The sequence below is a fragment of the Pseudomonas sp. RL_105y_Pfl2_101 genome, assembly GCF_963970585.1.
GTDB lineage: Bacteria > Pseudomonadota > Gammaproteobacteria > Pseudomonadales > Pseudomonadaceae > Aquipseudomonas.
This window is the reverse complement of sequence record NZ_CAXAPG010000004.1, coordinates 74668-96538: the sequence shown is the minus strand read 5'-3', so window position 1 is coordinate 96538 and position 21871 is coordinate 74668. Positions and strand designations below refer to the sequence as shown.

The 21871-nt window shown below is 60.3% G+C and carries 21 protein-coding genes; 9 read left to right on the top strand and 12 right to left on the bottom strand.

Going from position 1 to position 21871, the window contains the following annotated elements; all coding sequences use genetic code 11:
• Window positions 1-45: 45 nt before the first annotated feature.
• The gene (locus AACY31_RS06795; RefSeq protein ID WP_339479313.1) at window positions 46-792 is read left to right on the top strand and encodes a hypothetical protein; all 747 of its coding nucleotides are present in this window, start codon (window positions 46-48) and stop codon (window positions 790-792) included.
• Between the two features lie 46 nt (window positions 793-838).
• Window positions 839-2122, top strand: coding sequence for a hypothetical protein (locus AACY31_RS06790; protein ID WP_339479312.1), 1284 nt, complete (start codon window positions 839-841; stop codon window positions 2120-2122).
• A gap of 159 nt (window positions 2123-2281) precedes the next feature.
• Here the strand turns inward: AACY31_RS06790 and AACY31_RS06785 are convergent, their stop codons facing one another.
• The gene (locus AACY31_RS06785) at window positions 2282-3607 is read right to left on the bottom strand and encodes a sigma-54 dependent transcriptional regulator (RefSeq protein WP_339479311.1); all 1326 of its coding nucleotides are present in this window, start codon (window positions 3605-3607) and stop codon (window positions 2282-2284) included.
• 341 nt (window positions 3608-3948) lie between these two features.
• On the opposite strand from AACY31_RS06785, the gene AACY31_RS06780 reads away from it, so the two are divergent.
• Window positions 3949-4215, top strand: a complete 267-nt coding sequence (locus AACY31_RS06780) for a hypothetical protein (protein ID WP_339479310.1) — start codon at window positions 3949-3951, stop codon at window positions 4213-4215.
• 367 nt (window positions 4216-4582) lie between these two features.
• The gene (nhaA, locus tag AACY31_RS06775) at window positions 4583-5791 is read left to right on the top strand and encodes a Na+/H+ antiporter NhaA (protein WP_339479307.1); all 1209 of its coding nucleotides are present in this window, start codon (window positions 4583-4585) and stop codon (window positions 5789-5791) included.
• An 80-nt stretch (window positions 5792-5871) separates the two neighbouring features.
• Here nhaA and AACY31_RS06770 read toward each other — a convergent pair whose 3' ends face one another.
• From AACY31_RS06770 to gnd, 3 genes are read right to left on the bottom strand one after another with little or no spacing between them, the layout of a single operon-like run.
• Window positions 5872-6693, bottom strand: a complete 822-nt coding sequence (locus AACY31_RS06770) for an HAD family hydrolase (RefSeq protein ID WP_339479306.1) — start codon at window positions 6691-6693, stop codon at window positions 5872-5874.
• Window positions 6690-8210, bottom strand: coding sequence for a glucose-6-phosphate dehydrogenase (gene zwf, locus AACY31_RS06765; RefSeq protein WP_339504202.1), 1521 nt, complete (start codon window positions 8208-8210; stop codon window positions 6690-6692). The genes AACY31_RS06770 and zwf overlap by 4 nt, the downstream gene beginning before the upstream one ends.
• Window positions 8207-9211 (bottom strand): phosphogluconate dehydrogenase (NAD(+)-dependent, decarboxylating), encoded by a 1005-nt coding sequence (gene gnd / locus AACY31_RS06760; protein ID WP_339492940.1) that lies wholly within the window; start codon window positions 9209-9211, stop codon window positions 8207-8209. Before gnd ends, zwf begins: the two co-directional genes overlap by 4 nt.
• A gap of 250 nt (window positions 9212-9461) precedes the next feature.
• Between gnd and AACY31_RS06755 the strand changes: the two genes are divergently transcribed.
• Window positions 9462-9635 carry a DUF6026 family protein gene (locus AACY31_RS06755; protein ID WP_339479303.1) on the top strand — a complete coding sequence of 58 codons (174 nt, stop codon included), beginning with the start codon at window positions 9462-9464 and terminating at the stop codon, window positions 9633-9635.
• A 380-nt stretch (window positions 9636-10015) separates the two neighbouring features.
• Window positions 10016-11755 (top strand): phosphoethanolamine transferase CptA, encoded by a 1740-nt coding sequence (locus AACY31_RS06750; RefSeq protein WP_339492937.1) that lies wholly within the window; start codon window positions 10016-10018, stop codon window positions 11753-11755.
• A gap of 23 nt (window positions 11756-11778) precedes the next feature.
• Here the strand turns inward: AACY31_RS06750 and AACY31_RS06745 are convergent, their stop codons facing one another.
• The 4 genes from AACY31_RS06745 to AACY31_RS06730 form a co-directional block, all read right to left on the bottom strand.
• The gene (locus AACY31_RS06745) at window positions 11779-12273 is read right to left on the bottom strand and encodes a GNAT family N-acetyltransferase (protein ID WP_339479301.1); all 495 of its coding nucleotides are present in this window, start codon (window positions 12271-12273) and stop codon (window positions 11779-11781) included.
• Between the two features lie 57 nt (window positions 12274-12330).
• On the bottom strand, window positions 12331-13452 hold the full coding sequence (zapE, locus tag AACY31_RS06740) for a cell division protein ZapE (protein ID WP_339479299.1): 1122 nt from the start codon (window positions 13450-13452) through the stop codon (window positions 12331-12333).
• A gap of 161 nt (window positions 13453-13613) precedes the next feature.
• Entirely contained in the window at window positions 13614-13955 is a 342-nt protein-coding gene (locus AACY31_RS06735) for a nuclear transport factor 2 family protein (protein WP_339479298.1), read from the bottom strand.
• A 51-nt stretch (window positions 13956-14006) separates the two neighbouring features.
• A complete protein-coding gene (locus AACY31_RS06730; RefSeq protein WP_003202404.1) occupies window positions 14007-14723 on the bottom strand; it encodes a helix-turn-helix transcriptional regulator in 717 nt (238 codons plus the stop codon).
• 281 nt (window positions 14724-15004) lie between these two features.
• Here AACY31_RS06730 and AACY31_RS06725 point away from each other — a divergent pair, with 281 nt between their 5' ends.
• Window positions 15005-15475 (top strand): LEA type 2 family protein, encoded by a 471-nt coding sequence (locus tag AACY31_RS06725; protein ID WP_339479296.1) that lies wholly within the window; start codon window positions 15005-15007, stop codon window positions 15473-15475.
• On the opposite strand, the gene AACY31_RS06720 is transcribed toward AACY31_RS06725, so the two are convergent.
• A complete protein-coding gene (locus tag AACY31_RS06720) occupies window positions 15476-16399 on the bottom strand; it encodes a carbon-nitrogen hydrolase family protein (RefSeq protein ID WP_339479294.1) in 924 nt (307 codons plus the stop codon).
• An 86-nt stretch (window positions 16400-16485) separates the two neighbouring features.
• On the opposite strand from AACY31_RS06720, the gene AACY31_RS06715 reads away from it, so the two are divergent.
• Complete coding sequence (locus AACY31_RS06715; protein WP_339504200.1) at window positions 16486-17394, top strand: LysR substrate-binding domain-containing protein; 909 nt, start codon at window positions 16486-16488, stop codon at window positions 17392-17394.
• A gap of 3 nt (window positions 17395-17397) precedes the next feature.
• Here the strand turns inward: AACY31_RS06715 and AACY31_RS06710 are convergent, their stop codons facing one another.
• Window positions 17398-17652, bottom strand: coding sequence for a hypothetical protein (locus tag AACY31_RS06710; RefSeq protein WP_339479291.1), 255 nt, complete (start codon window positions 17650-17652; stop codon window positions 17398-17400).
• 160 nt (window positions 17653-17812) lie between these two features.
• On the opposite strand from AACY31_RS06710, the gene AACY31_RS06705 reads away from it, so the two are divergent.
• Window positions 17813-18130 (top strand): DUF883 family protein, encoded by a 318-nt coding sequence (locus AACY31_RS06705; RefSeq protein ID WP_014338130.1) that lies wholly within the window; start codon window positions 17813-17815, stop codon window positions 18128-18130.
• A 181-nt stretch (window positions 18131-18311) separates the two neighbouring features.
• On the opposite strand, the gene AACY31_RS06700 is transcribed toward AACY31_RS06705, so the two are convergent.
• Window positions 18312-20189 carry a feruloyl-CoA synthase gene (locus tag AACY31_RS06700; protein WP_339479290.1) on the bottom strand — a complete coding sequence of 626 codons (1878 nt, stop codon included), beginning with the start codon at window positions 20187-20189 and terminating at the stop codon, window positions 18312-18314.
• Window positions 20190-20330: 141 nt separating this feature from the next.
• Entirely contained in the window at window positions 20331-21779 is a 1449-nt protein-coding gene (locus AACY31_RS06695; RefSeq protein WP_339479289.1) for an aldehyde dehydrogenase, read from the bottom strand.
• Window positions 21780-21871 lie beyond the last annotated feature (92 nt).

The following is a 21871-nucleotide window of genomic DNA, read 5'->3' as shown; positions in this document are numbered from 1 at the left end:
CCAACAATAAGTACAAAAAGGAGCAGGACGCTCCGGGAGCAGCACATGAAAACCTCACACTGGCTGTCGCTGGCCTGCCTGCTCGCGACCGCCTCGGGATACGCCCATGCGGGCTTCAAACCCATCGAAGTCAAGGACCAGGAGCTTGCCGAGCTGCGCGGTCGTTATGTCATGCCCGGCCGAGTCATCAGTTTTGGCATCGTCATGAGCAGTACCTGGCGCAACGCCAGCGGCGACTTGATCGGCGCCACCAGCTCCATGCAGATCCAGGCTGCCACCGTCAAACCCGAGTTTTATGTCTCCACCGTCAAGCAAACCGGCAACGGCAGCGTCCCGGAACAGGGCAGCGGCAACATTACCGGTGGCGCAGGCCTTGGCACGAGCCAGGGCGTGACCCAGAGCGTGCGTGCTGCCGGTGACGGCAACACGGCCTACAACAACGTCAACATCAATGTAAGGGAGAGCCACCAGGCACCAGCGCTTGTGCCCTCCCAGGGCCAGCTGCTGACCAAGGGCCAGACCATCAGCGGCAGCAACGCCGCCGGCAGCGTCGCGGTTACCGCTACTGGCAGCGGCGTGCAAATGGCGATCCAGGCCAGCCACAACCAGGGCGGCACCCTGCAACAAGTGGCCCAAGGCGGCTTGCTGCAAAACACCCGCCTGCTGGGCAACAGCAACCTGGTCAACAACATGACGCAACTCAACGTGGTGCTGAACAATAACGGTCCCAGTGCCGGGGCATTAGACTGCAACCTGACCCAACTGCGTGGCCTGCGTAACCTCGGTTATTGAACTACGCTGATTTCCGACCATCGGGCAAATAGGGACGGAATATTTCATGTATCGATCCGTATCGTTACGCGCTGTGATGTGTTTAAGCACGTTGTTACCAGCGGCCGTGCTGCACGCGGCCCCGGATCCGGACATCGAGGCCCTGAAACAGGAACTTCTTGAGCTCAAGCAACGATATGAGGTCCAGCAGAGGGCCCTGGCAGTGCTTGAACAGCGGGTTCGCCAGGTGGAGGATCAACCCGCCGCTCCAGCGCCCAAGCGCCTGGCCAAGTCTCCAGCAGACATGAAAGGCAACCAGACCGTGGCCGGCGGCGGTGCGGCAACGGCTGGCGGCAGCGGTTACGGGCAATCCCTGAGCGATGATTCCCAGCCGGCCCAGAGCGTTTCCAACCTCTATGACGAAGCCAGCGGCTTCTTCGGCGGCGGCAAATTCAGCTTCGAGACCGGCGTGACCTATTCGCGCTACGACACGCGACAACTGATCCTCAACGGTTTCCTGGCCCTGGACTCGATTTTCCTGGGCAACATCAACCTCGACCGGATCAAGGCCGACACGTGGACGCTGGACCTCACCAGTCGCTATAACTTCGATAACCGCTGGCAGTTCGATCTCAACGTCCCCGTGATCTACCGCGAATCCACCTATCAGTCAGGCGGCGCGAACAACGGCGCAGCCGGTGTCACCAGCGAAGAAACCGTAACCCGCGACCCGACTATCGGTGACGTCAACTTCGGCATCGCCTACAAGTTCATGGATGAGTCGATCAACTCCCCGGACGCGGTGGTTACCCTACGAGTCAAGGCCCCCACCGGCAAAGACCCGTTCGGTATCAAGCTGCGCCAATCCCAGGCCAACACCAACCTGTTCGTACCTGACGACCTGCCCACCGGCAACGGCGTATGGTCAATCACGCCAGGGCTTTCGCTGGTCAAGACCTTCGACCCGGCGGTGCTGTTCGGCACCCTCTCCTACACCCATAACTTCGAAGAATCGTTCGACGACATCAGTTCCACGGTCAACCAGAAGGTCCCGGGCAAGGTGCGCATCGGTGACAGCTTCCAGCTCGGCGCGGGCGTCGCCTTTGCCTTGAACGAGAAGATGAGCATGTCGTTCTCGGTTTCTGACCTGATCCAAAAGAAAAGCAAGCTCAAACAGGACGGCGGCGACTGGGAGTCGGTGACCTCCAGCGACGCCAACGCCGGCTACTTCAACATCGGCATGACCGTCGCCGCGACCGACAACCTGACCATCGTGCCTAACCTGTCCATCGGACTGACCGACGATGCGCCAGATTTCACCTTTAGCCTGAAGTTCCCGTATTACTTCTGATGCCCTCAGGGATATGTGATGAGCACATACTCCAAGGGCACTGCCAACCACTGTGGGAGCGGGCTTGCTCACGAAGGCGGAGTGTCAGGTTAATCAATATCATTGACACACCGCTTTCGTGAGCAAGCCCGCTCCCACATTGAATTGTTGCAGGCAGTTCTAGCGAATCTGATGCTTGTGCAACAACCGATAGAAAGTCGGTCGGGACACGCCCAGCACCCTGGCAGCCACGCTCAGGTTGTCGCTGTGACGGTTGAGCACATCGCTCAGGGCCTGGCGCTCGGCGCGGGTCTTGTACTCCTCCAGGGTGCCCATCGGTGCCGCGACGCCCGGGTGACTGGCCAGCCCGAGGTCAGGGGCTTCGATTTGTCGCCCTTCGGCCAACACCAAACCGCGGCGGACACGGTTGGCCAGTTCCCGCACATTACCCGGCCAGTCATGCATGCCCATCGCCACCAGCGCATCTTCGCTGAAGCTGCGGGGACGGCGACCGGTTTCCCGGCTATAGAAATGGGAGAAGTGGCTGGCCAACATCGCCAGGTCACCATGACGCTCGCGCAGCGGTGCCATCGCTACTTGCAACACGTTCAAGCGGTAATACAGATCCTCGCGAAAACGCTTTTGCTCAATGGCCGCCTCAAGGTCCACATGGGTGGCCGCCAAGACCCGCACATCGACCGCAACCGGCTGGCTGCCACCGACCCGCTCAACGTGTTTTTCCTGCAGGAAACGCAGCAGATTGGCCTGTAGCTCCAACGGCAGGTCGCCGATTTCATCTAGAAACAAGGTGCCACCGTGGGCCGCCTCGATCCGCCCGATCTTGCGTTGGTGAGCCCCGGTGAACGCGCCCTTCTCATGCCCGAACAACTCGGACTGGATCAGGTGCTCCGGGATGGCACCGCAGTTAATGGCGATGAACGGGTTATTACGACGGTGAGATTGACAATGCAGGGTGCGCGCCACCAGCTCCTTGCCGGTACCGCTCTCACCTCGAATCAATACTGGTGACTCGGCGGGCGCCAGCTTGCTCAACAATTTGCGCAGTTCGCGAATCGGCTTGCTGTCGCCCAGCAATTGATGTTCGGGCTGATCAATGTGGATCGATCCCTGTCCCCGCAGGCGCGCCATGCCAAACGCCCGGCCCAGTGTCACTTGGACCCTGGACACGTCGAAGGGCAAGGTATGGAAGTCGAAAAACCATTCGCAGACAAAATCACCGACATTTTGCAGGCGCAACACTTCCTGGTTGAGCACAGCGATCCATTCGGTGCCGCTACGGCTGATCAACTCCTTGACCGCTTCCGGGCGCTCCAGATGAAAAGGCTGCAATCGCAAAAGGCCGACGTCACACGTCCGATCGCTGGCGTGTTCAAGGGCACAACTGTCCACATCCCAGCCAATGGTGCGCAGACCCGGCAACAGGCGATGGCAATCATCGCAGGGATCAACCACGAGCAGACGACGTGACGTACCGGCTTCGATCATGACTGATCCTTGGCGCCAAAATAAGGAAATATGATTAGAAACAGGTGTTTGGCAAACCTGCATGTAACAGTAGCAAGAAGTTGACGCGTCCATGTATCAATTGATTATTGAGATCGCGTCAAACTGGTTATAAGCAAGCGTTTCCTTAGTTATTGCAGGCTTGTTTCTTTCAAGGTGCTTTCAAACAAAACCCAAAAAGCCTGGTCTGAAAGAAAATCGAAATTTATTTAAATAATGTGTGACCCGCCTGCCGGTTCAGGACATCAGTACAAGTAACCAGCCGCACGGTACGCCCAACCGACGGCACATCATTTGTTTGGGCAAACTTAAGAGAAAACGCCATGAACGCCCCGCTCCGTATCAACGAAGCTCTTTTGATTGCCGACCGCGCATTCCGTCCTTTCCAATGCGTGGCCTGGGCTCCACAAGACGGTAACGGTGAACTCAGCCTGACCGTCATCGACCGCACCAATGCACGTATTGGCCGCACCCAGATTCCAAGCAGCGCCTATACCGACCCGATCAAACTGGCTGACCTGTTGAAACAGGCCCGCGCCGAACTGAGCCAGGAAGGCTACACATTGCAATCCTGGTCGATGCCTGAATAACTCCCGGTCAAGCCAGTTGTTGTTTGCTGGCTTGGCGTTGGAATTGAGAGGCCATTTTTCAAGCAACCGAAGAACCGGGCAGCTATGCACTGCCAGTGCTCAGGGATTGAATGCTGGCCTCTTCGTCTCATCGACGATTTTTTCAGCGCTTTGGTCTTTTCACCAGACCGTTATGGCCTCCATTCCCACCCGCACCGACACAACCGCCCCCTGAACAGTTTTGTCATATTTAGCAATGAATGTGGCAACACTGGCCCTTGCGGTATGCTGGTTGTGTAGAATAGCCGCGAGGGTGTCACCGCAACAACGCGGCAGGACAGGTTGAATCTAGCGAAGGTCGGGCCGCCAGCGCGGAGTAGTCGTGCCTATGAGTGCAGAACCGTCGCGCCCGAGCAAAACCCAGAACAATACCGAGTCAGCGTCCGCCCGAGCTTTTCTATCCAGATTTTTCGCCGCAGAATCAGCAGGTGGCCTTGTCTTGATGGGAGCCGCGCTGGCCGCACTCCTGGTTGCGAACTCTCCTTGGTCAGCCGATTATTTTGCGTTGCTGAAGATCCATGCTCTGGGGCTTTCGATCGAGCATTGGATCAACGACGGCCTTATGGCGGTGTTTTTTCTGCTGGTTGGCCTTGAGATCAAGCGTGAGATGCTGATGGGCCAACTCTCAAGCTGGAACCAGCGCTCTCTTCCTGGGTTCGCCGCGCTTGGCGGGATGCTGTTGCCTGCCTTGATCTATAGCCTGGTCAATTGGGGCAACGCCCAAACCATGGGCGGGTGGGCCATTCCAGCGGCCACGGATATCGCGTTTGCGTTAGGCGTGTTATCGCTGCTTGGCAAGCGCGCCCCTGTTGCCCTGAAGGTTTTCCTTTCCGCCCTGGCGATTCTCGATGATCTTGGGGCTGTTCTCATCATCGCGCTTTTCTACGCCAGCGATTTGTCCGTCAACATGCTATTGGCTTCGCTGGGGGCGACTGCCTTGCTGGCAGTGCTCAATCGCTGCGGCGTGAGGAGACTACTCCCCTATTTAATCGTGGGTGCACTGCTGTGGTTCTTCATGCTCAAGTCCGGCATCCACGCAACATTGGCTGGTGTCATTCTTGCGTTCTTTATTCCGCTGGGTAACCCCCTCGATGAACGCAAGTCACCGCTTCTCTACCTTGAGGAGAAAATGCATCCGTGGGTCGCTTTTGCGATTGTACCCATCTTCGGTTTCGCCAACGCAGGCGTATCGCTCGCCGGAGTTTCGCCGAGCAACCTGATCGATCCGGTTCCGCTAGGGGTTGCTCTGGGATTGCTGCTCGGCAAACAACTTGGGGTGTTCGGCCTGACAACACTGGTCATACGTTGCGGCCTGGCCAGGCTACCTGAAGGCGTCAGCTGGCTTCAGCTCTATGGGGTGGCCTTGCTCTGCGGGATCGGTTTTACCATGAGTCTGTTCATAGGTGCGCTAGCCTTTCCAGGCGCGCCGCATTTGGTAGACGAAGTTAAAATCGGAGTGCTTTTGGGTTCTACCCTGGCAGCCATCCTGGGAGTCATCGTTTTGATCAGTGCCAACTCTCGATCATCGCGAAACTGAACCATCCGCCCAAAATATCCGGGTGCGAACCACCGTGTGCGCACCCGGATGAACCTGGACTTGAGAGCAACAGCCGAATTTCAGCGGGACAGGATGTACCGCTCGATCGCCATAGCCGCACCGTCCTGGATGTTGGCCGCAGTGACAACATCAGCCTGACGCTTGATCGCCTCTTCCGCCTGCCCCATCGCAATGGACAGCCCCGCACGATGGAACATCGCAGGATCGTTACCACCATCCCCCATCGCAGCAGTCTGCTCCAATGGCACGTTCAGAAACTCAGCCAGAGTGGACAGTGCTTCGCCCTTGTTTGCCTTCATCGCCGTCACGTCCAGATAGATCGGCTGCGAACGCGACACTTGGGCCTGGCCTTTGAGCAGCGGATGCAAGCGAGCCTCCAGCTCGACCAGCAACTCAGTGTTGGCGCTGGTCGCGACGATTTTGTCGATGCGCTCCAAGTAGGGTTCGAAGCTCTGCACTTCGATGGGCGGATACCCCAGGCCTCGCGTCTCCACCGGCACCATAGGACCGTTGGCATCGCGCACCAGCCAGTCGCCATCGGCAAATACCCAGACTTCGATGCCGGGCTGATCGGCGTACAGGGCCAGTGTGGCCAGCGCTGCCTCGGGGGGCAGGTAGTGGACGGCAAGAAAGCTGCCATCGGGATGAACCAGCGTGCCACCATTGAACGCCGCCGTGGGCAGGTCGACACCTAGCGCCTCGATCTGCTGCAACATGGCCCGCGGCGGTCGCCCGGTGGCGAGGCTGAACAGCACACCGGCCTCACGCAATGAGCGAACCGCCTCAATGGTGCGCTGGTTCAGACTGTGGTCGGGCAACAGCAGTGTACCGTCCATGTCGCTGAGCAAGAAACGGATGGGGGGCTTCACCAGATCGCTCATCCAAGACCATGCCAGACGCGGCTATCGCGGGTCAGCAAGTCATTGGCGGCCGCAGGGCCATCTTCACCGGCCTTATAGGGCTGGAATGCCGCGTCCTGCTGCCAGGCATCAAGGAACGGCTGCACGGCGCGCCAGCCGTTTTCGATGTTGTCAGCGCGCTGGAACAGCGTCTGGTCACCGGTCAGGCAATCGTAGATCAGGGTTTCGTAACCCGTGGACGGCTGCATTTCGAAGAAATCCTTGTAGGCAAATCCCAATTCGATATTGGCCATGTCGAGTGCCGGCCCCGGCCGCTTGGCCAGTAGATCGAACCACATGCCTTCGTTGGGCTGGATCTTAATTCTCAAGTACGTAGGCTGCAGTTCGTCGATGTCGGTGTCGCGAAACTGCGCATAAGGTGCTGGCTTGAAGCAGATGACGATCTCCGTGTCCCGCACGCTCATGCGCTTGCCTGTGCGCAGGTAAAACGGCACACCCACCCACCGCCAGTTATCGATCATGACCTTGAGGGCGACGTAGGTCTCGGTGCTGCTGTCGGGAGCTACGTTGGCCTCCTGGCGATAACCGTTTACCGCCTTGCCGCCGACTTCACCGGCAGAGTACTGGCCGCGAACCGAATTTGCCCGGGCCTGCTCCACCGACCAGGGCCGGATCGCCCCCACGACCTTGGCCTTTTCCCCACGCACTGCGTCGGCAGCAAACGCCGCTGGCGGCTCCATGGCCACCATCGCCAGCAGTTGGAAAAGATGATTGGGTACCATGTCCCGCAGGGCACCGGTATGTTCATAAAAACTGCCACGGGTTTCCACGCCGACCGTTTCAGCGGCGGTGATTTGTACGTGGTCGATGTAGTGGTTGTTCCAGAACGCCTCGAACAGGCTGTTGGAGAAACGGCTGACCAGAATGTTCTGCACCGTTTCCTTACCCAGGTAATGGTCGATGCGATAGATCTGTTTTTCGCTCATGACCTTGAGCAGGCAGGCGTTCAGCGCTTCGGCGGTATGCAGGTCGGAACCGAACGGCTTTTCGATCACCACCCGCCGGAAGGCCCCCTCCTGCTCCTGAAGCAGCCCGGCCGCACCGAGGCGGCTGACCACTTCACTGAAAAAGCGCGGCGCGGTCGCCAGGTAGAACACCGCGTTGCCAGTGCCGCTGGCAGCGATTTTCGCCGCCAGCGCCTGGTAGGTGCTCTCATCGAGGAAATCGCCCTGGACGTAGCTGATGCCCTGGGCCAGCTTGGCCCACAGCACCGGATCGAGCGCCCGGTCGGCATCCCCGCCCTTGCTCGCCGCTTCGTTACGGATGAAGTCCTCGAGTTTCTTGGCAAAATCCACATCGCTGATGGCGTTGTGGTCAACTCCGATGATCCGCAGCCCATCGCCCAGCAAACCGTCGCGACTGAGGTGGTAAAGCGCCGGCATCAGCAGACGCTTGACCAGATCGCCATGGGCGCCAAACAAAAACAACGTGGTCGGCGGCGCGGGTTCTGCCTTGGATTTGCTGCTGATCGAGGTCATTTTTTGGGTGTCTCCACGTGGCCGCCAAAGCCGAAGCGCATGGCCGAGAGCATTTTGTCACCGTACGTGCTTTGCTGACGCGAGCGGAAACGGGCAAACAGCGAACTGGACAGGACCGGAACCGGAACCGCTTGCTCAATGGCAGCCTCGATGGTCCAGCGCCCTTCACCGCTGTCGGCGACTTCGCCGGAAAAACCGTCCAGCTTCGGATCGCTGGCCAACGCGTCAGCGGTCAAATCCAGCAACCAGGACGACACCACGCTGCCACGACGCCAGACTTCAGCGATATCAGCCACGTTCAGGTCGAAGCGCTGCTCTGGTGGCAGGCTTTCGCTGGATTTGGTCTTGAGGATGTCAAAGCCCTCGGCAAAGGCCTGCATCATTCCGTACTCAATGCCGTTGTGGATCATCTTCACGAAATGTCCCGAACCGGCCGGCCCCGCGTGGATGTAGCCACGTTCGGCGCGGTCATCGTCGGATTTGCGGTCACGGGTGCGCGGGATGTCGCCCATGCCTGGGGCCAGGCTGTCGAACAATGGGTCCAGGCGCTTCACCACGTCGACACCACCGCCAATCATCATGCAATAGCCGCGCTCCAGGCCCCAAACGCCGCCGGAGGTGCCGACATCGATGTAGCTCAGGCCTTTTTCCGACAGGGCCTGGGCGCGACGGATGTCGTCCTTGTAGTACGTGTTACCGCCGTCAATGATCACATCACCCGGCTCCAGCAGTTCGCTGAGGACGTTGATGGTGTCTTCAGTGGGTGCGCCGGCCGGCAGCATGACCCAGACCGCCCGTGGTTTCTCCAGCCCAGCGACCAGTGCCGGCAGATCGGTCACGCCCGTGGCGCCTTCCTGGCGCAGGTTTTCGACAAAAGCGGCATTGCGGTCATAGACAACGGTGGCGTGCCCTTTGAGCATCAGGCGCCGCGCAATATTGCCGCCCATGCGGCCCAGTCCAATGATCCCGAGTTGCATGTGCTGATGCTCCCTACTACAAATAAAGGTGTGTCATAGATTTAACGCTATCGACTAATGGAGGTTAGTCCAGAGCAGTGCTGCATAGTTTCCGGGTAATTCGAGCGATCACAAGGGATAACGCTCAAGATCCGGCCGAAGACACAGCGACCATGAAAAATAAAAAAGTTCCAATCACGAGCAAAAGAAATCAGAATCGGCGCCGATAGTAGAGGTGTCGACCAAAAACTGGCGACATCTCTACAGTTGATGTACGCCATTTGCGAGGTGAGCAATGGACCCTGTCGTTACCGCACGTCCCCCCCAAACCCTTTATGTAACCATTCGTCGCGACGAATTACGCCTACTCAAGGAAGAGCGTGATCTGCTGCTCGATGAAGTGACGCAGTTGCGCATGCAGTTGCAACACGCCCAGTTGCCCCACCAGAGCCAGTCCCTGGCTCGGTAACCGCCCAGAGGTAAGTAGGAGCTGGCGAAGCCTGCGATCTTTTGATCTTGATCTTTCTCTTGAGACTCAACTGTCTGGGACAAGATCGCAGCCTCGTTGCACTCGACAGCTCCTGCACAGTTCCTACACAGCTCACAGTTCCTTGAGCTCTTGTAGAGCTCCTACAGGCGCAGGCCAGCGGGAACTCCCTCGCCACAGGATGGGAGTCTCTTCGCCTGTCTCGCTATCGGCTTGTTCCTTTCCCCGCGTTTTGTAACCGAAAAACTCACGAACTTTTCACGAATGGTTCGTGATACTCCCCGCCTTTAAGGTTGCTTGGCGTGTGCCTGCGGCCACCAATCCGGTGCCCACAGCGTCGTCGATAAAGGCTGGAGCGATTGATGAGTTTGTTCAAACGCAGCAAAACGACTGCGAAAGGTTTCGACTGGGCCGGGTTTGGCTGGCTGTTTCTGTTCTTCTGGTACTTCTCGGGCATCACCCAACTGCTCATTCTATTGAGCGACACCTCCGGCTTCACCGGCTTTCGCCAAGCGTTCGTGATGAGCGCCGTGTGGTTGGCGCCCATGCTGCTCTTCCCCGCCCGCACGCGGGTGCTGGCCGCCTTGATCGGCGTGGTGCTGTGGGCCTGTTCCATGGCCAGCCTGGGCTACTTCTTCATTTATCAGCAAGAATTTTCCCAGAGCGTCATCTTCATTATGTTCGAATCGAACGTGTCTGAAGCCAACGAGTACCTGACGCAGTATTTTGCCTGGTGGATGGTGGCGGCGTTCCTGGCCCACACCGCCGTCGGCTATTGGCTCTGGACCCGCCTGCGCCCGGTGTACCTGCCCCGGGGCCAGGCCATGGTCGCAGCAGTCGCCATTGTCTTGGCGGTGGTCGGTTATCCGCTGATCAAGCAGACCCAGCGCACCGGCAGCTTTGCCGCAGGCCTGGAAAAATTCGAAGATCGCATCGAGCCTGCGGTGCCTTGGCAGATGCTGGTGGCGTATCGTCGCTACGGTGAACAGCTGGAGAACATGCAAGGCATGCTCAACAGCGCCAGCAAGATCGCCCCCTTGCGCAATCTCAAGGATGCCACGGCCAACGAGCCGGCAACCCTGGTGCTGGTGATCGGCGAATCCACCAACCGCCAGCGCATGAGTCTCTACGGTTACCCGAGGGAAACCACGCCTGGGCTGGACAAGCTCAAGGACCAGCTGTCGGTGTTCGATAACGTCATCACCCCGCGCCCCTACACCATCGAAGCGCTCCAGCAGGTGCTGACGTTCGCCGACGAACAGAACCCGGACCGGTACTTGAGCACCCCGTCGCTGGTGAGCATGATGAAGCAGGCCGGCTACAAGACCTTCTGGATCACTAACCAGCAGACCATGACCAAACGCAACACCATGCTCACGACTTTTTCCCAACAGGCCGACGAGCAGGTGTACCTGAACAACAATCGCAACCAGAATTCCGCACAGTACGATGGCGATGTGATCGAGCCGTTCAACAAAGCCCTGGCCGACAGCGCCCCGCGCAAGCTGATCGTGGTGCATCTGCTCGGCACCCACATGAGCTACCAGTACCGGTATCCGCCGACCTTCAACAAGTTCACCGACCGCCAAGGCGTACCGGCAGGCCTGCGTGATGATCAGGTCCCGACCTACAACAGCTACGATAACGCGGTGCTGTACAACGACTTCGTCGTGTCCAGCCTGATCAAGGACTACGCCAAGACCGACCCCAACGGCTTCCTGCTGTACCTGTCGGACCATGGTGAAGACGTGTTCGACTCCTCTGGCCACGGCACCCTGGGCCGTAACGAGGGCAAGCCGACCGCGCCGATGTACACCATCCCCTTCATGGCTTGGGCATCACCCAAGTGGCGCGAAAGCCATGACTGGAACTTTGCCGGCGACCTGTCACGGCCGTACAGCAGCTCGCACTTGATTCACACCTGGGCGGACATGGCTGGCTTGAATTTTGATGAACTGGACCACAGCAAGAGCCTGGTCAGCACGGACTTCAAGGCTCGCCCGCTGTTGATTGGCGACCCCTATCAAACCCCACGCAAAGCCCTGATCGACTTCAGCCTGATGCAACCCAAGGCACCGCTGGCGGCGGTCGTCAAGAAATAACCGGAGCCACCAAGCGCACGCTTTTACAGGGGCTTGATCCAGAACTCCATAGGGCCGTGGGCCGGGTCGAACATGCCAGCGGCAAAGCCGAACTTGGCGTAGCTGGCCTGGGCCACGGCATTGCCCTCGAGCACTTCCAGGGTAATCTTGCAGCAACCACGCTGGCGGGCGATGTCTTCGACCTTCTGCAACATCCTCTGGCTCAGCCCGAGGCCGCGAAAGTCCTTCATGACCGCCACGTCGTGGATGTTCACCAGTGGCCGACAGGCAAAGGTGGAAAAACCTTCGAAACAATTGACCAGCCCCGCCGGTTCGCCGTTGACGAAAGCCAGCACGCTAAAGGCATGAGGGCGCTTGGCCAGTTCCTCGGGCACGTGCAGCAGCACCTCGGCCGGCAATGGATGTCCCCCGCCCATCGGGTCCTGGGCATAGCCATTGAGCACATGACAGATCGCTTCAGCGTGGACCGGGTTGGTGTAGCTGGCTTGCAGTACAAGGATGTCCTTTGCTTCTTCCATGACCTTCCATCTCTCTTCGTTAGTGTCGCCGGCTCGAAGCCGTCGGCGGGATACAGATCAGGCTTGCTGACCAAAACGTTGCATTTGCATTTCCTGCAGGCGGCTGAGGGTTCGGCGAAACGGGAATTGCAGATAGCCCTCGGTATACAACTCATCCATCGGCACCTGGGCCGAAAGGCATAGCGGCACCTTGCGGTCATAACATTCGTCGACCAGGGCGATGAAACGCCGTACGCCATCATCGTGGATCGACAACTGCGGCAATTCGCGATCACCGGCCTCGACCCGTTCGACACCGTCTTCGGTGCCACGGGCAATGCGCCCTTCGCGCTGTTCGGCGCTCAGGCACGGCACGTCACTGAGCAGGATGACACGGAAACGGTCGCACAACGCCATGAAATCCAACGCTGAAAACGGCTGCTCGCACAGGTCGGGGTAACGGCTCCAGAGCACGGTATCGCTGGCCTGGAGCGGTTCAAGCAGGCGATGACCAACCTTGATCGGCGCGCTGTTCGACGCTTGCCCGGCGGTCAACTCGATGAAGACATTGCCCAGCGGATCACATTGCCCAAGATCGCGCAGCCAATAACGCTGCTGTAATTGACCTGGGTGCTGGCGATGGTCTTGCCAGCCGTTCACCGGCACGACCTGCATGTATTGCTTGATCGCGGTGATGGTTGGCAGGAAACGCTCACGGTTGTGGCCGTTGGCATAGAGTTCATCCGGCGGCAGGTTGGAGGTACTGACCACCACCATGCCCAGCTCGAACATCACCTGGAACAGGCGCCCAAGGATGATTGCATCGCCAATGTCGTTGACGAACAGCTCGTCGAAACACAGCACCCGTACTTCAGCGCTCAACTCCCGGGCCAGGGCTTGCAAAGGGTCCGGTGTGCCAGTGAGCTGGAATGAACGCCGATGCACCCACGCCATGAAATGATGGAAGTGTTGTCGGCGGGCCGGCACCTTGAGGCTTTCATAAAAACGGTCCATCAACCAGGTCTTGCCACGCCCCACCGGGCCCCAGAGATAAACGCCCGTGATCGACTTGCGACCTTCGTGCAACGCCTTGTGGCATTGCTCCAGTGTCATGATGGCCAATTCCTGGGCCTCGTCCTGGACGAAACCGTGGTGTGCGATGGCATGCTGCCAGGCACTCAAGGGGGAGTCGAAGGTCATACGGCCCGGGTCCGGAAAACGAAGGTGGGGAGTATGCCATGGCAGGCGATTACAGGAACCCTGCACAGAACTGTGGCGTGGAGGTTTATCTGCGGGAGCAAGGCTTGCCCCACACATAAATCCCTCGCCACAACAACGCTCACCTTTCAGGGTGCAGAACTTTAAATCGAGATATCCAACCGGCTGATCTTCCCCTGCTCATCGAGCCGGAAGGTATAGCGCAACTCCAGTGGGCTGCCGGGAAACGTCCCGGAAATCAGGTTGTGCACCAGCACCTTGCCAGTGCGTTGCTGCACATTGAGGACTTCCACACGTGGCTGGAAGCGTCGGGCGGTGTCTTCCATCCATTGGGCGATGGCCTGGGCGCCAACACGGTGCTGGCCTTCATCGAACACGTTGGCATCCTCGGCGAAGAAACGCGTCACCGCCGAACTGTCACGGGCATTGGCGGCCGCAATGTAGCCGGCGATGGCAGGGGCCAGGGAAGAGACGGGATTAGACATGGTACGGCTCCTTGTTTTATCGATCTGGCACCATGCTAGAACAGCGCTGTGTCAGTTTTTGTCAGGAGTGAAACGCCCGGTTTCGTCCAGCTTCATCAGCGCAAACCAGTCACGCAGCAAGTCGCTGCGTCGGCCAGGATAACGCTCGCCCTGCTCGGTGGCAGAGGCAATCCGGTCAGTGCGAAACGTCCGATAGGCGCCGCGCAATTCACACCAGGCCACCACCACCCGCGCCTCATTGAAAAAGCCCAGGGCCAGTGGCCAGATCAAGCGTTGGCTCGGGGTCTTGTTCACGTCGGCGTAATCGATGTGCAGCTTGGCCTGGGCGCGAATGGCCTGACGGTACACATTCAGTTCCACCGTGTTCTGCGGATAACCATAACCCGGTGGCCCGGGCAGTACCGTGGGGTTGCGCAAGGCGTCTCGCACATCGGGGGCCAACACTGCAGCGACCTTCGCCAGGGCGTCGGCGGCGGCCTTGCCCAGCACCTCGTCGGCGCGCTGATCGACGTAGCGCAGGCCCAGCACAATGGCCTCGATTTCATCAGCGGTGAACATCAGGGGCGGCAAGAACAGGCCGCTGCGTAATACATAGCCAATGCCCGCCTCGCCCTGGATCGGCGCCCCGAGGGCGGTGAGTTCGGCGATGTCGCGGTACAAGGTGCGCTCAGAGACGTTCAGTTCGCCCGCCAATGTCGCAGCGGTGACCGGGCAACGCTTGCCCCGCAAGACTTGCAGCAAAGTGAGCAACCGAGAGGTACGCGACACGATGGACGATCCAGAAAGAAAAAGTTGACGCAGAATAGCAGAGGCTGGTGTCAGAAATTGTCAGGAGCCATGAACCTTGTTTGGACCGAGAGCAGGGTGGACTTTGCCCCGCAAGGCTGTGGGAGCAATGCTTGCTGGCGAAACAGACACCTCGGTTGCGGAAAGCTTCATCGCAGGCAAGCCTGGCCCCCACCAGGTGGTTTGCCGTTTCGATGGGGCCGATGTGGGTTATCGTACTCAACAGTCTCCCGAGCTTTCCTTCATCCTTTGAGAGTGTATCCATGCGCAGAATCCTCGGCCTTTCCGTTTTCCTGATACTGCTCAGCCTGAGCGCCTGCGCCCTCTTCCCCCACCGTGATCCGCTGAATATCAACGTGGTCGGCATCGACCCCTTGCCCAACCAGGGCCTGGAGGTGCGTTTCGCCGTGAAACTGCGCGTGCAGAACCCCAACGAAACCGCCATCGACTACAACGGTGTGGCGCTGGAGCTGGAGGTCAACGGCCGTACGCTGGCGACGGGGGTCAGTGACCAGACCGGCTCGATCCCGCGCTTTTCCGAGGCGATTCTCAGTGTCCCGGTGAGCATTTCGGCGTTTTCGGTGTTGCGTCAGACCTTGGGCCTGAGCCAGACCCAAAGCCTGGACAATCTGCCCTATGTGCTCAAGGGCAAGCTCGCTGGTGGCGTATTCGGCACCCTGCGCTTCGTTGACCGCGGAACCCTCGACTTGCCGGGCGCCGCAGCCACCTGGTGATCAGCCGGTGAAGCGCACGCCGGGCTTGGCGCGCTCGTCCACCACCAGTTCGAACACATCCGGCCTGGCGTAATGCCCGACCACGTCATAGTCGTAGCGCGCCCGCACCAGTTCATCGGTATCGATTTCAGCGGTCAGCAACCCCGCCGTGTCTTTCAGCGGCCCGGCCAGCACATCGCCCATGGGCCCGACAATCACACTGCCACCGGCGATCAACGGCCGCTCGGCCGGCCAGTGCGCGACCTCAATACCCAGAGCCTGAGGCGAGGCCTGGACCTGACAGGCACTGACCACAAAGCAGCGACCTTCGTGGGCAATGTGGCGCATGGTCACCTGCCACATCTCTCGCTCATCCACCGTTGGCGCACACCAGACTTCCACGCCTTTGGCGTACATCGCGGTACGCAGCAGCGGCATCATGTTTTCCCAACACACCGCGGCGCCGAGCCGGCCGACCTGGCTGTCGATCACCGGCAAGGTCGAACCATCGCCTTTGCCCCAGATCAACCGCTCGGTGCCGGTGGGCATCAACTTGCGGTGCCGGGCCACCAGGCCCGCATCGGGCTCGAAATACAGCGCGGTGCAATACAGGGTGCTGCCGACACGCTCGATGACGCCCAGCACCAGGCTCGCCCCCGTACGCGCCGACAGCCCGGCCAGCGCCTCGGTTTCAACGCCGGGCACATCAATGGCATTGGCAAAATAGCGGGCAAACGCCTCGCGCCCCTCCGGCAACCGGTAACCCAACTGAGTCCCGAACCCCTCGCCCTTGGGGTAGCCACCCAACAGCGCTTCAGGCATCACCACCAGCCGCGCACCAGCCTCGCGAATGGCCTGTTCGTAGGAAAGGATCTGTGCCAGGGTCTCGTCCTTGCCGCCAGGCAATGAACCGATCTGCAGGACAGCCACAATGGATTTTGGCATGGTTTTTCAACTCCTTGATCATCAGGTGTTGCTGATTCTCAGGCAGCGGCTGATCATGAATAAAGCCCAGAATGCTGCTAAATGATATGAGCCTTATGAATATCACCAACATCGACCTCAATCTGCTCAAGACCTTCGAAGCCCTGCATGATGAATCCAGTGCCAGCCGCGCTGCCGTGCGCCTGGGCGTGACCCAGTCGGCCATCAGCGCCGCGCTGCGCAGGCTTCGCGGTTTGTATGACGATCAATTATTCGTGCGCACCGGCCGGGGGCTGGCGCCGACGCTGCGGGCCAATCAACTGAAGCCTGTGATCAGCGAGGCGCTGGATAAATGCCGCCAGAGCCTGGCGATGGTCGACCCGGACGCCAGCCATTACGAAGGCCGTTCGGTCATCGTCGGCCTGTCGGACGATTTCGAGATTGCCCATGGGCGACGCCTGATCGACGACGTGGCCCGACGCGCGCCTGGTCTGCGGTTGATTTTCCGCCAGACCCACAGTCAGATCGTCGGCAGGGCCCTGATGGAGCGCGACCTTGACCTGGCGATCACGGCGGGCGGTTTCGCGCAGCGATTGCTCAGCCGCCAGGTGTTGGGCGAAGGCGATTACGCCTGCCTCCTGGACCCAGCGAGCCTGGCGCAAGACCAGCAATCCCTCAGCCTGGAGGCGTTCGTGGCCCGTGAACATCTGTTGGTGTCTTCGGGTGGTTTCATCGGCATCACCGATGAAGGGCTGGCCGGGCTTGGCCTGAGTCGGCGAGTCTGTGCCTCGACCACCCACTTTGCCGCGTTGCCGTTCCTGCTCAAGGGCAGCCAGGCCGTGGCGACCATCCCGACCCATGCCGCCCGGGCCATCGCCGACCTCAGCGACCTGGCCTTGCTGCCCTGCCCCCTGGCCTTGCCCCGCTACCCCATCGAACTGGGATGGCGAACCCACACGCAAATGGAACCGACAATGCTCAAGGTTCGCGAAGCCATTACGGCAACATTTGCCTAAGGCTTACTTGTTGGCGGCCATCAGTCGATTGACTTCACTGCGCACCATGTTGGCGTACTCCGGCGGCGACATGCCATCGAGTTCGGTACGCACCCACTCGGCCCACTTGCCCTTGCGTTTGGAGCGCTCGCCGAACAAGCGCGCAGCATCGCCCTTGGCTTTACCCAGGTTGTTTTGCCACAGTTCAAAAAGTCGGGATTTTTCGTCTTCCAGCGCGGCCCGCTCGGCCAAGGGCTTGTCAGCCAGATTGAAGCTCATGGGAATTACCTGTTGCGTAAATAGGCGCCATCTTACACCTTGCAGGGAAACGTCTTAACCACGATTTGTGATGGGCTGCGCGGACAAGGCCAAACGTTGCAACTTTTGCACATGCGCAGCACTCCATTGTTCAATGCCATCATCAGCAAGGAGTACTTCAATGGCCCGTAAAAGCACCGTGCAAGCGAATGGAGAACAAATCAAGGATCAAGCCTTCAGCGAACTGAAGGCGTTGATCGAAGAATCGGAAAAGCTGCTCAAAAGCAGTGCCTCACTGGTGGGTGAAGAAGCTGACGACCTGCGGGGCCAGATCTCCCAAAAACTGCAGCAAGCGCTTGATTCGGTCGCCAGCGCACGGGAGCGCACCCGTCCCATGGTCGACGCCACTGAGGTCTATATTGGCGGCCACCCCTGGCAGACCGTGGCGATTAGCGCTGGTTTCGGGCTGGTGGTGGGCTTGCTGCTGGGACGGCGTTAAGTAACAGCCTCCAGCCCCCAAGAGATTTTGTGAGGGGTTAAAACTGTGGGAGCGAGCCTGCTGGCGATAGCGGTGTGTCAGAAACATCACTGATGCTGAACCACCGCTATCGCCAGCAGGCTCGCTCCCACAGGAGTTTGTGGATGAGCCTGGCATTTATGAACATCCACAAGATCTTGCTTTAAGCCACAGGTCCCGCCCGCAGGATCGATGCATCCTCCCCGCGATACAGCGCCTCGACCTTCCCCGCCCGCCACTGCAACACCGCCCGTTGGTTGATCGAGCCCTTGTCGGTGATTTCACCGCGGTCGATGGAGGCTGGCTCATCGAGCAAGGCAATCCACTCCACGCGACTGGCGTTGCCGCTGGCTTCGCGGTTCAGGCGCTGCAGCCAGTCGACGAACCATTGACGTACCACCGAGCTGGCAAGGACCTGGGCGTCACTGACGTCCGCGCCCAGGCCTGACAAGCGCCGGCACTCAGCAAGCCGTGGGAACACCAGCGCACCCAGGCACTCACGATCCGGTGCGGTGATCACCAGGTCCTGGACGTAGGGCGTGCCCTCCAGCACCGCCCGGTTGCGCAACGGCCCGACGCTGACGAAGACACCGGAAGACAATTTGAAATCCTCGGCGATCCGCCCATCGAACATCAGTCCCAGTTGGGGATTGCTGGCATCGGCCAGCTTGATCGCATCCCCCGAACAATAGAAACCCTCCTCATCGAATACCTCGGCAGTTTGCTGCGGCGAGCGCCAGTAGCCAGGCATGATGTGCGGCCCGCGAAAACGCCCCTCGAACTTGCCGTCCACCGGCACCAGGCGCACCTCGCAGCCAGGCGCTGGAAGGCCAATGTAGCCGGCCATGGACAACGGCCCGGTGGTAAAGGTGCAGGACGGCGCCGCCTCGGTCATGCCCAGGCCTGCCATCATGCGGATACGTTCGCCGCAATGCTGTTCGGCGACCTTGTCGAGCCGGTCCCAGGTGCTTTGGGACAAACCCGCCGCCGCAAAGAAGAACAGGCTGATGCGCTTGAAGAAGCGCTCGCGCAACTCCCCATCCCGCTCCAGGGCGTTGACCAGTTCCTCCCAGCCCTTGGGCACGGTCAGGTAGGCGGTCGGCGAAATTTCCTTGAGGTTGCGCAAGGTTTCGGCGAAGCCCTGGGCAGTGGGTTTGCCGTCGTCCAGGTAGAACGTGCCGCCGTTGTACAGCACGATGCCGACGTTGTGGCTGCCGCCGAACGTGTGGTTCCACGGCAGCCAGTCCACCAGCACCGGCGGCACCTCGCCGAACACCGGAAAGGTCTGCAACAGCATCTGCTGATTGGCGCAAAGCATGCGCTGGGTGGTGATCACCGCCTTGGGCAGCTTGGTGGAGCCTGAGGTAAACAGGAACTTGGCGATGCTGTCCGGGCCGGTGGCGGCGAACGCCTGCTCGGCCTCGACGCCGCCGGGTTGGGCCAGCAGGCTGGCGAAGCTTGTCCTCGACCGACCAGCTATCTCCCCACGCACGGTGATCAAGGGCACGTCCGCCGGCAATACGGCGGTGATCGCTCGCTCGAACGGTGCAGCTTCGCTGACAAACACCAGCCCCGGCTGCAACAGATCGCAGACGTGACGCAGCTTGGCGTAATCCTGGGACAGCAATGAATAGGCCGGTGACACCGGGCAATAGGGAATACCGGCGTACATCGCGCCGAGGGCCATTTGCAGGTGCTCGATGTCGTTGCCGGAGAGCAGCGCCAAGGGTTTTTCAGCCGACAAACCGTAACCGAGCAGGCTTTGGGCGATGGCCCGGACACTGTCGAGCATCTGCGCGTAGCTGACTCGACGCCAGTCACCCCCGGCTTCACGGGCCGCGATAAACGTCTGCTGTGGGCGCACCTCGGCCCAGTACACCAGGCGCTCGAGCAACCGCGCCGGTAGCGGGGCCAGCGGCTCCAGGGAGCGCATGTGCAAGATGCCACGCTCTTCCAGGACTTCGACGGCAGGATGACCAATCGACACCTGACGATACCGCCCGGCCTCGGGTCGGGAGGACGATCTAGACTCGGAACTCACGTACATTTCCTCCACCAAGGCACGCTCGGGTCGCAATGCGAACGGAGCGTAGCAGCACCGGGCTGCGGCCTTGTCATTGTTATTCTGGCCTGCATCGGGGCGGCGGCTTTCAAGGCTCGACCGCCCGCAATGCGACGGGTTTCAGATCGGGTAATGCCGGGGACCGTTCTGCAAGGTCACCCAACGCAACTGGGTGAAATGCTCGATGGACGCCTTGCCGCCAAAGCTGCCGTAACCGCTGGATTTGACTCCACCGAAAGGCATCTGCGCCTCATCGTGCACAGTCGGCCCGTTGATGTGGCAAATGCCCGACTCAAGCCGCTGGGCCAAGGCCAGCGCACGGGTGGTGTCGCGACTGAAGATGGCGGCCGACAGACCGAACTCGGAGTCGTTGGCCAGGTGCAGCAGCTCTTCATCGCCGTCACCGCGCAGCAGTACCGCCACCGGCCCGAAGGACTCTTCGCGGTACAGGCGCATGTGCGCTGTGACGCCGTCGAGCAAAGTCGGCTGCAGGATGCTGCCTTCCAACTGCCCACCTGTGACCAGCGTTGCACCTTTGGCCAGGGCATCGTCGATCAACCCCTTGATGCGTTGACCGGCACTGACATCGACCAACGAGCCCAGCACCGAATCAGCGGCCGCCGGATCACCGGCGCGCAGGGTGGCAATCTTGGCGGTCAAGCGGGCGATGAACTCATCCGCCACACGGGCATCGACGATCAATCGCTCGGTGGACATGCAGATCTGGCCCTGATTGAAATAGGCGCCGAAGGCCGCCGCTTGCACCGCGGCGTCCAGGTCGGCGTCGTCCAGCACCAGCAGCGGCGCCTTGCCGCCGAGTTCCAGCAAGGCCGGTTTGAGGTGGCGCGCCGACAGTTCGCCGACGATGCGCCCGACGTGGGTCGAACCGGTGAAATTGACCCGGCGCACCGCCGGGTTGGCGATCAACCGCTCGACAATGGCCGGCGCATCCGTGGGGGCGTTACAGATCACGTTGACCACACCGTCACCCAGCCCTGCGTCCTGCAACACCTGGCCGATCAGCCGATGCACCGCCGGGCTTATTTCAGAAGCCTTGAGTACCACGGTGTTGCCGCAGGCCAGGGGCATGGCGATGGCGCGGGTGGCGAGAATCACCGGGGCGTTCCAGGGGGCGATGCCCAGCACCACGCCGCAAGGCTGACGCAGGGCCATGGCGAAACTGCCAGGCACGTCCGAAGGAATGACTTCGCCGTTGATCTGGGTCGTCATGGAAGCGGCTTCGCGCAGCATGTTCGCCGCCAGGTGCACGTTGAAACCGTACCAATTGGCCATGGCCCCGGTCTCGCCGGCAGCGGCGACAAATTCGCCACTGCGGGCCTGCAACTGCTCGGCCGCACGCAACAGTCGCGTGCGACGTTCGTTGGGCGCCAGCGCGGCCCAGGCCGGAAACGCCGCTTGGGCGGCGGCCACGGCGGCGTCGGCATCTTCCAGGGTGGCGGCGGCCACACGAGATACCACCTCACCAGTCACCGGGTTGCAGCGTTCGAAGGTCCGGCCGTCACGGGCCGGGCACGACTGGCCGCCAATCAACAGGGGCACGTCCAGCATGGTGATTCCTCTTTTTGTCTTTATCGGGAATACATCGCAGCGGTTTAACAGTAGCGCCAGGGCGACGCAGCGAACAGCGGGATGCGGCCCGC

Excerpts from the sequence above, each read along its gene's own strand:
- AACY31_RS06780 (WP_339479310.1), top strand. The coding sequence starts at position 3,949 with ATGAACGCCCCGCTCCGTATCAACGAAGCTCTTTTGATTGCCGACCGC.
- AACY31_RS06720 (WP_339479294.1), bottom strand. The coding sequence starts at position 16,399 with ATGCCAAAATCCATTGTGGCTGTCCTGCAGATCGGTTCATTGCCTGGC.
- AACY31_RS06695 (WP_339479289.1), bottom strand. The coding sequence starts at position 21,779 with ATGCTGGACGTGCCCCTGTTGATTGGCGGCCAGTCGTGCCCGGCCCGT.
- nhaA (WP_339479307.1), top strand. The coding sequence starts at position 4,583 with ATGAGTGCAGAACCGTCGCGCCCGAGCAAAACCCAGAACAATACCGAG.
- AACY31_RS06715 (WP_339504200.1), top strand. The coding sequence starts at position 16,486 with ATGAGCCTTATGAATATCACCAACATCGACCTCAATCTGCTCAAGACC.
- AACY31_RS06755 (WP_339479303.1), top strand. The coding sequence starts at position 9,462 with ATGGACCCTGTCGTTACCGCACGTCCCCCCCAAACCCTTTATGTAACC.
- AACY31_RS06705 (WP_014338130.1), top strand. The coding sequence starts at position 17,813 with ATGGCCCGTAAAAGCACCGTGCAAGCGAATGGAGAACAAATCAAGGAT.
- AACY31_RS06750 (WP_339492937.1), top strand. The coding sequence starts at position 10,016 with ATGAGTTTGTTCAAACGCAGCAAAACGACTGCGAAAGGTTTCGACTGG.
- zapE (WP_339479299.1), bottom strand. The coding sequence starts at position 13,452 with ATGACCTTCGACTCCCCCTTGAGTGCCTGGCAGCATGCCATCGCACAC.
- AACY31_RS06725 (WP_339479296.1), top strand. The coding sequence starts at position 15,005 with ATGCGCAGAATCCTCGGCCTTTCCGTTTTCCTGATACTGCTCAGCCTG.
- AACY31_RS06795 (WP_339479313.1), top strand. The coding sequence starts at position 46 with ATGAAAACCTCACACTGGCTGTCGCTGGCCTGCCTGCTCGCGACCGCC.
- AACY31_RS06735 (WP_339479298.1), bottom strand. The coding sequence starts at position 13,955 with ATGTCTAATCCCGTCTCTTCCCTGGCCCCTGCCATCGCCGGCTACATT.
- AACY31_RS06790 (WP_339479312.1), top strand. The coding sequence starts at position 839 with ATGTATCGATCCGTATCGTTACGCGCTGTGATGTGTTTAAGCACGTTG.
- zwf (WP_339504202.1), bottom strand. The coding sequence starts at position 8,210 with ATGACCTCGATCAGCAGCAAATCCAAGGCAGAACCCGCGCCGCCGACC.
- AACY31_RS06785 (WP_339479311.1), bottom strand. The coding sequence starts at position 3,607 with ATGATCGAAGCCGGTACGTCACGTCGTCTGCTCGTGGTTGATCCCTGC.
- AACY31_RS06745 (WP_339479301.1), bottom strand. The coding sequence starts at position 12,273 with ATGGAAGAAGCAAAGGACATCCTTGTACTGCAAGCCAGCTACACCAAC.
- AACY31_RS06770 (WP_339479306.1), bottom strand. The coding sequence starts at position 6,693 with ATGAGCGATCTGGTGAAGCCCCCCATCCGTTTCTTGCTCAGCGACATG.
- AACY31_RS06710 (WP_339479291.1), bottom strand. The coding sequence starts at position 17,652 with ATGAGCTTCAATCTGGCTGACAAGCCCTTGGCCGAGCGGGCCGCGCTG.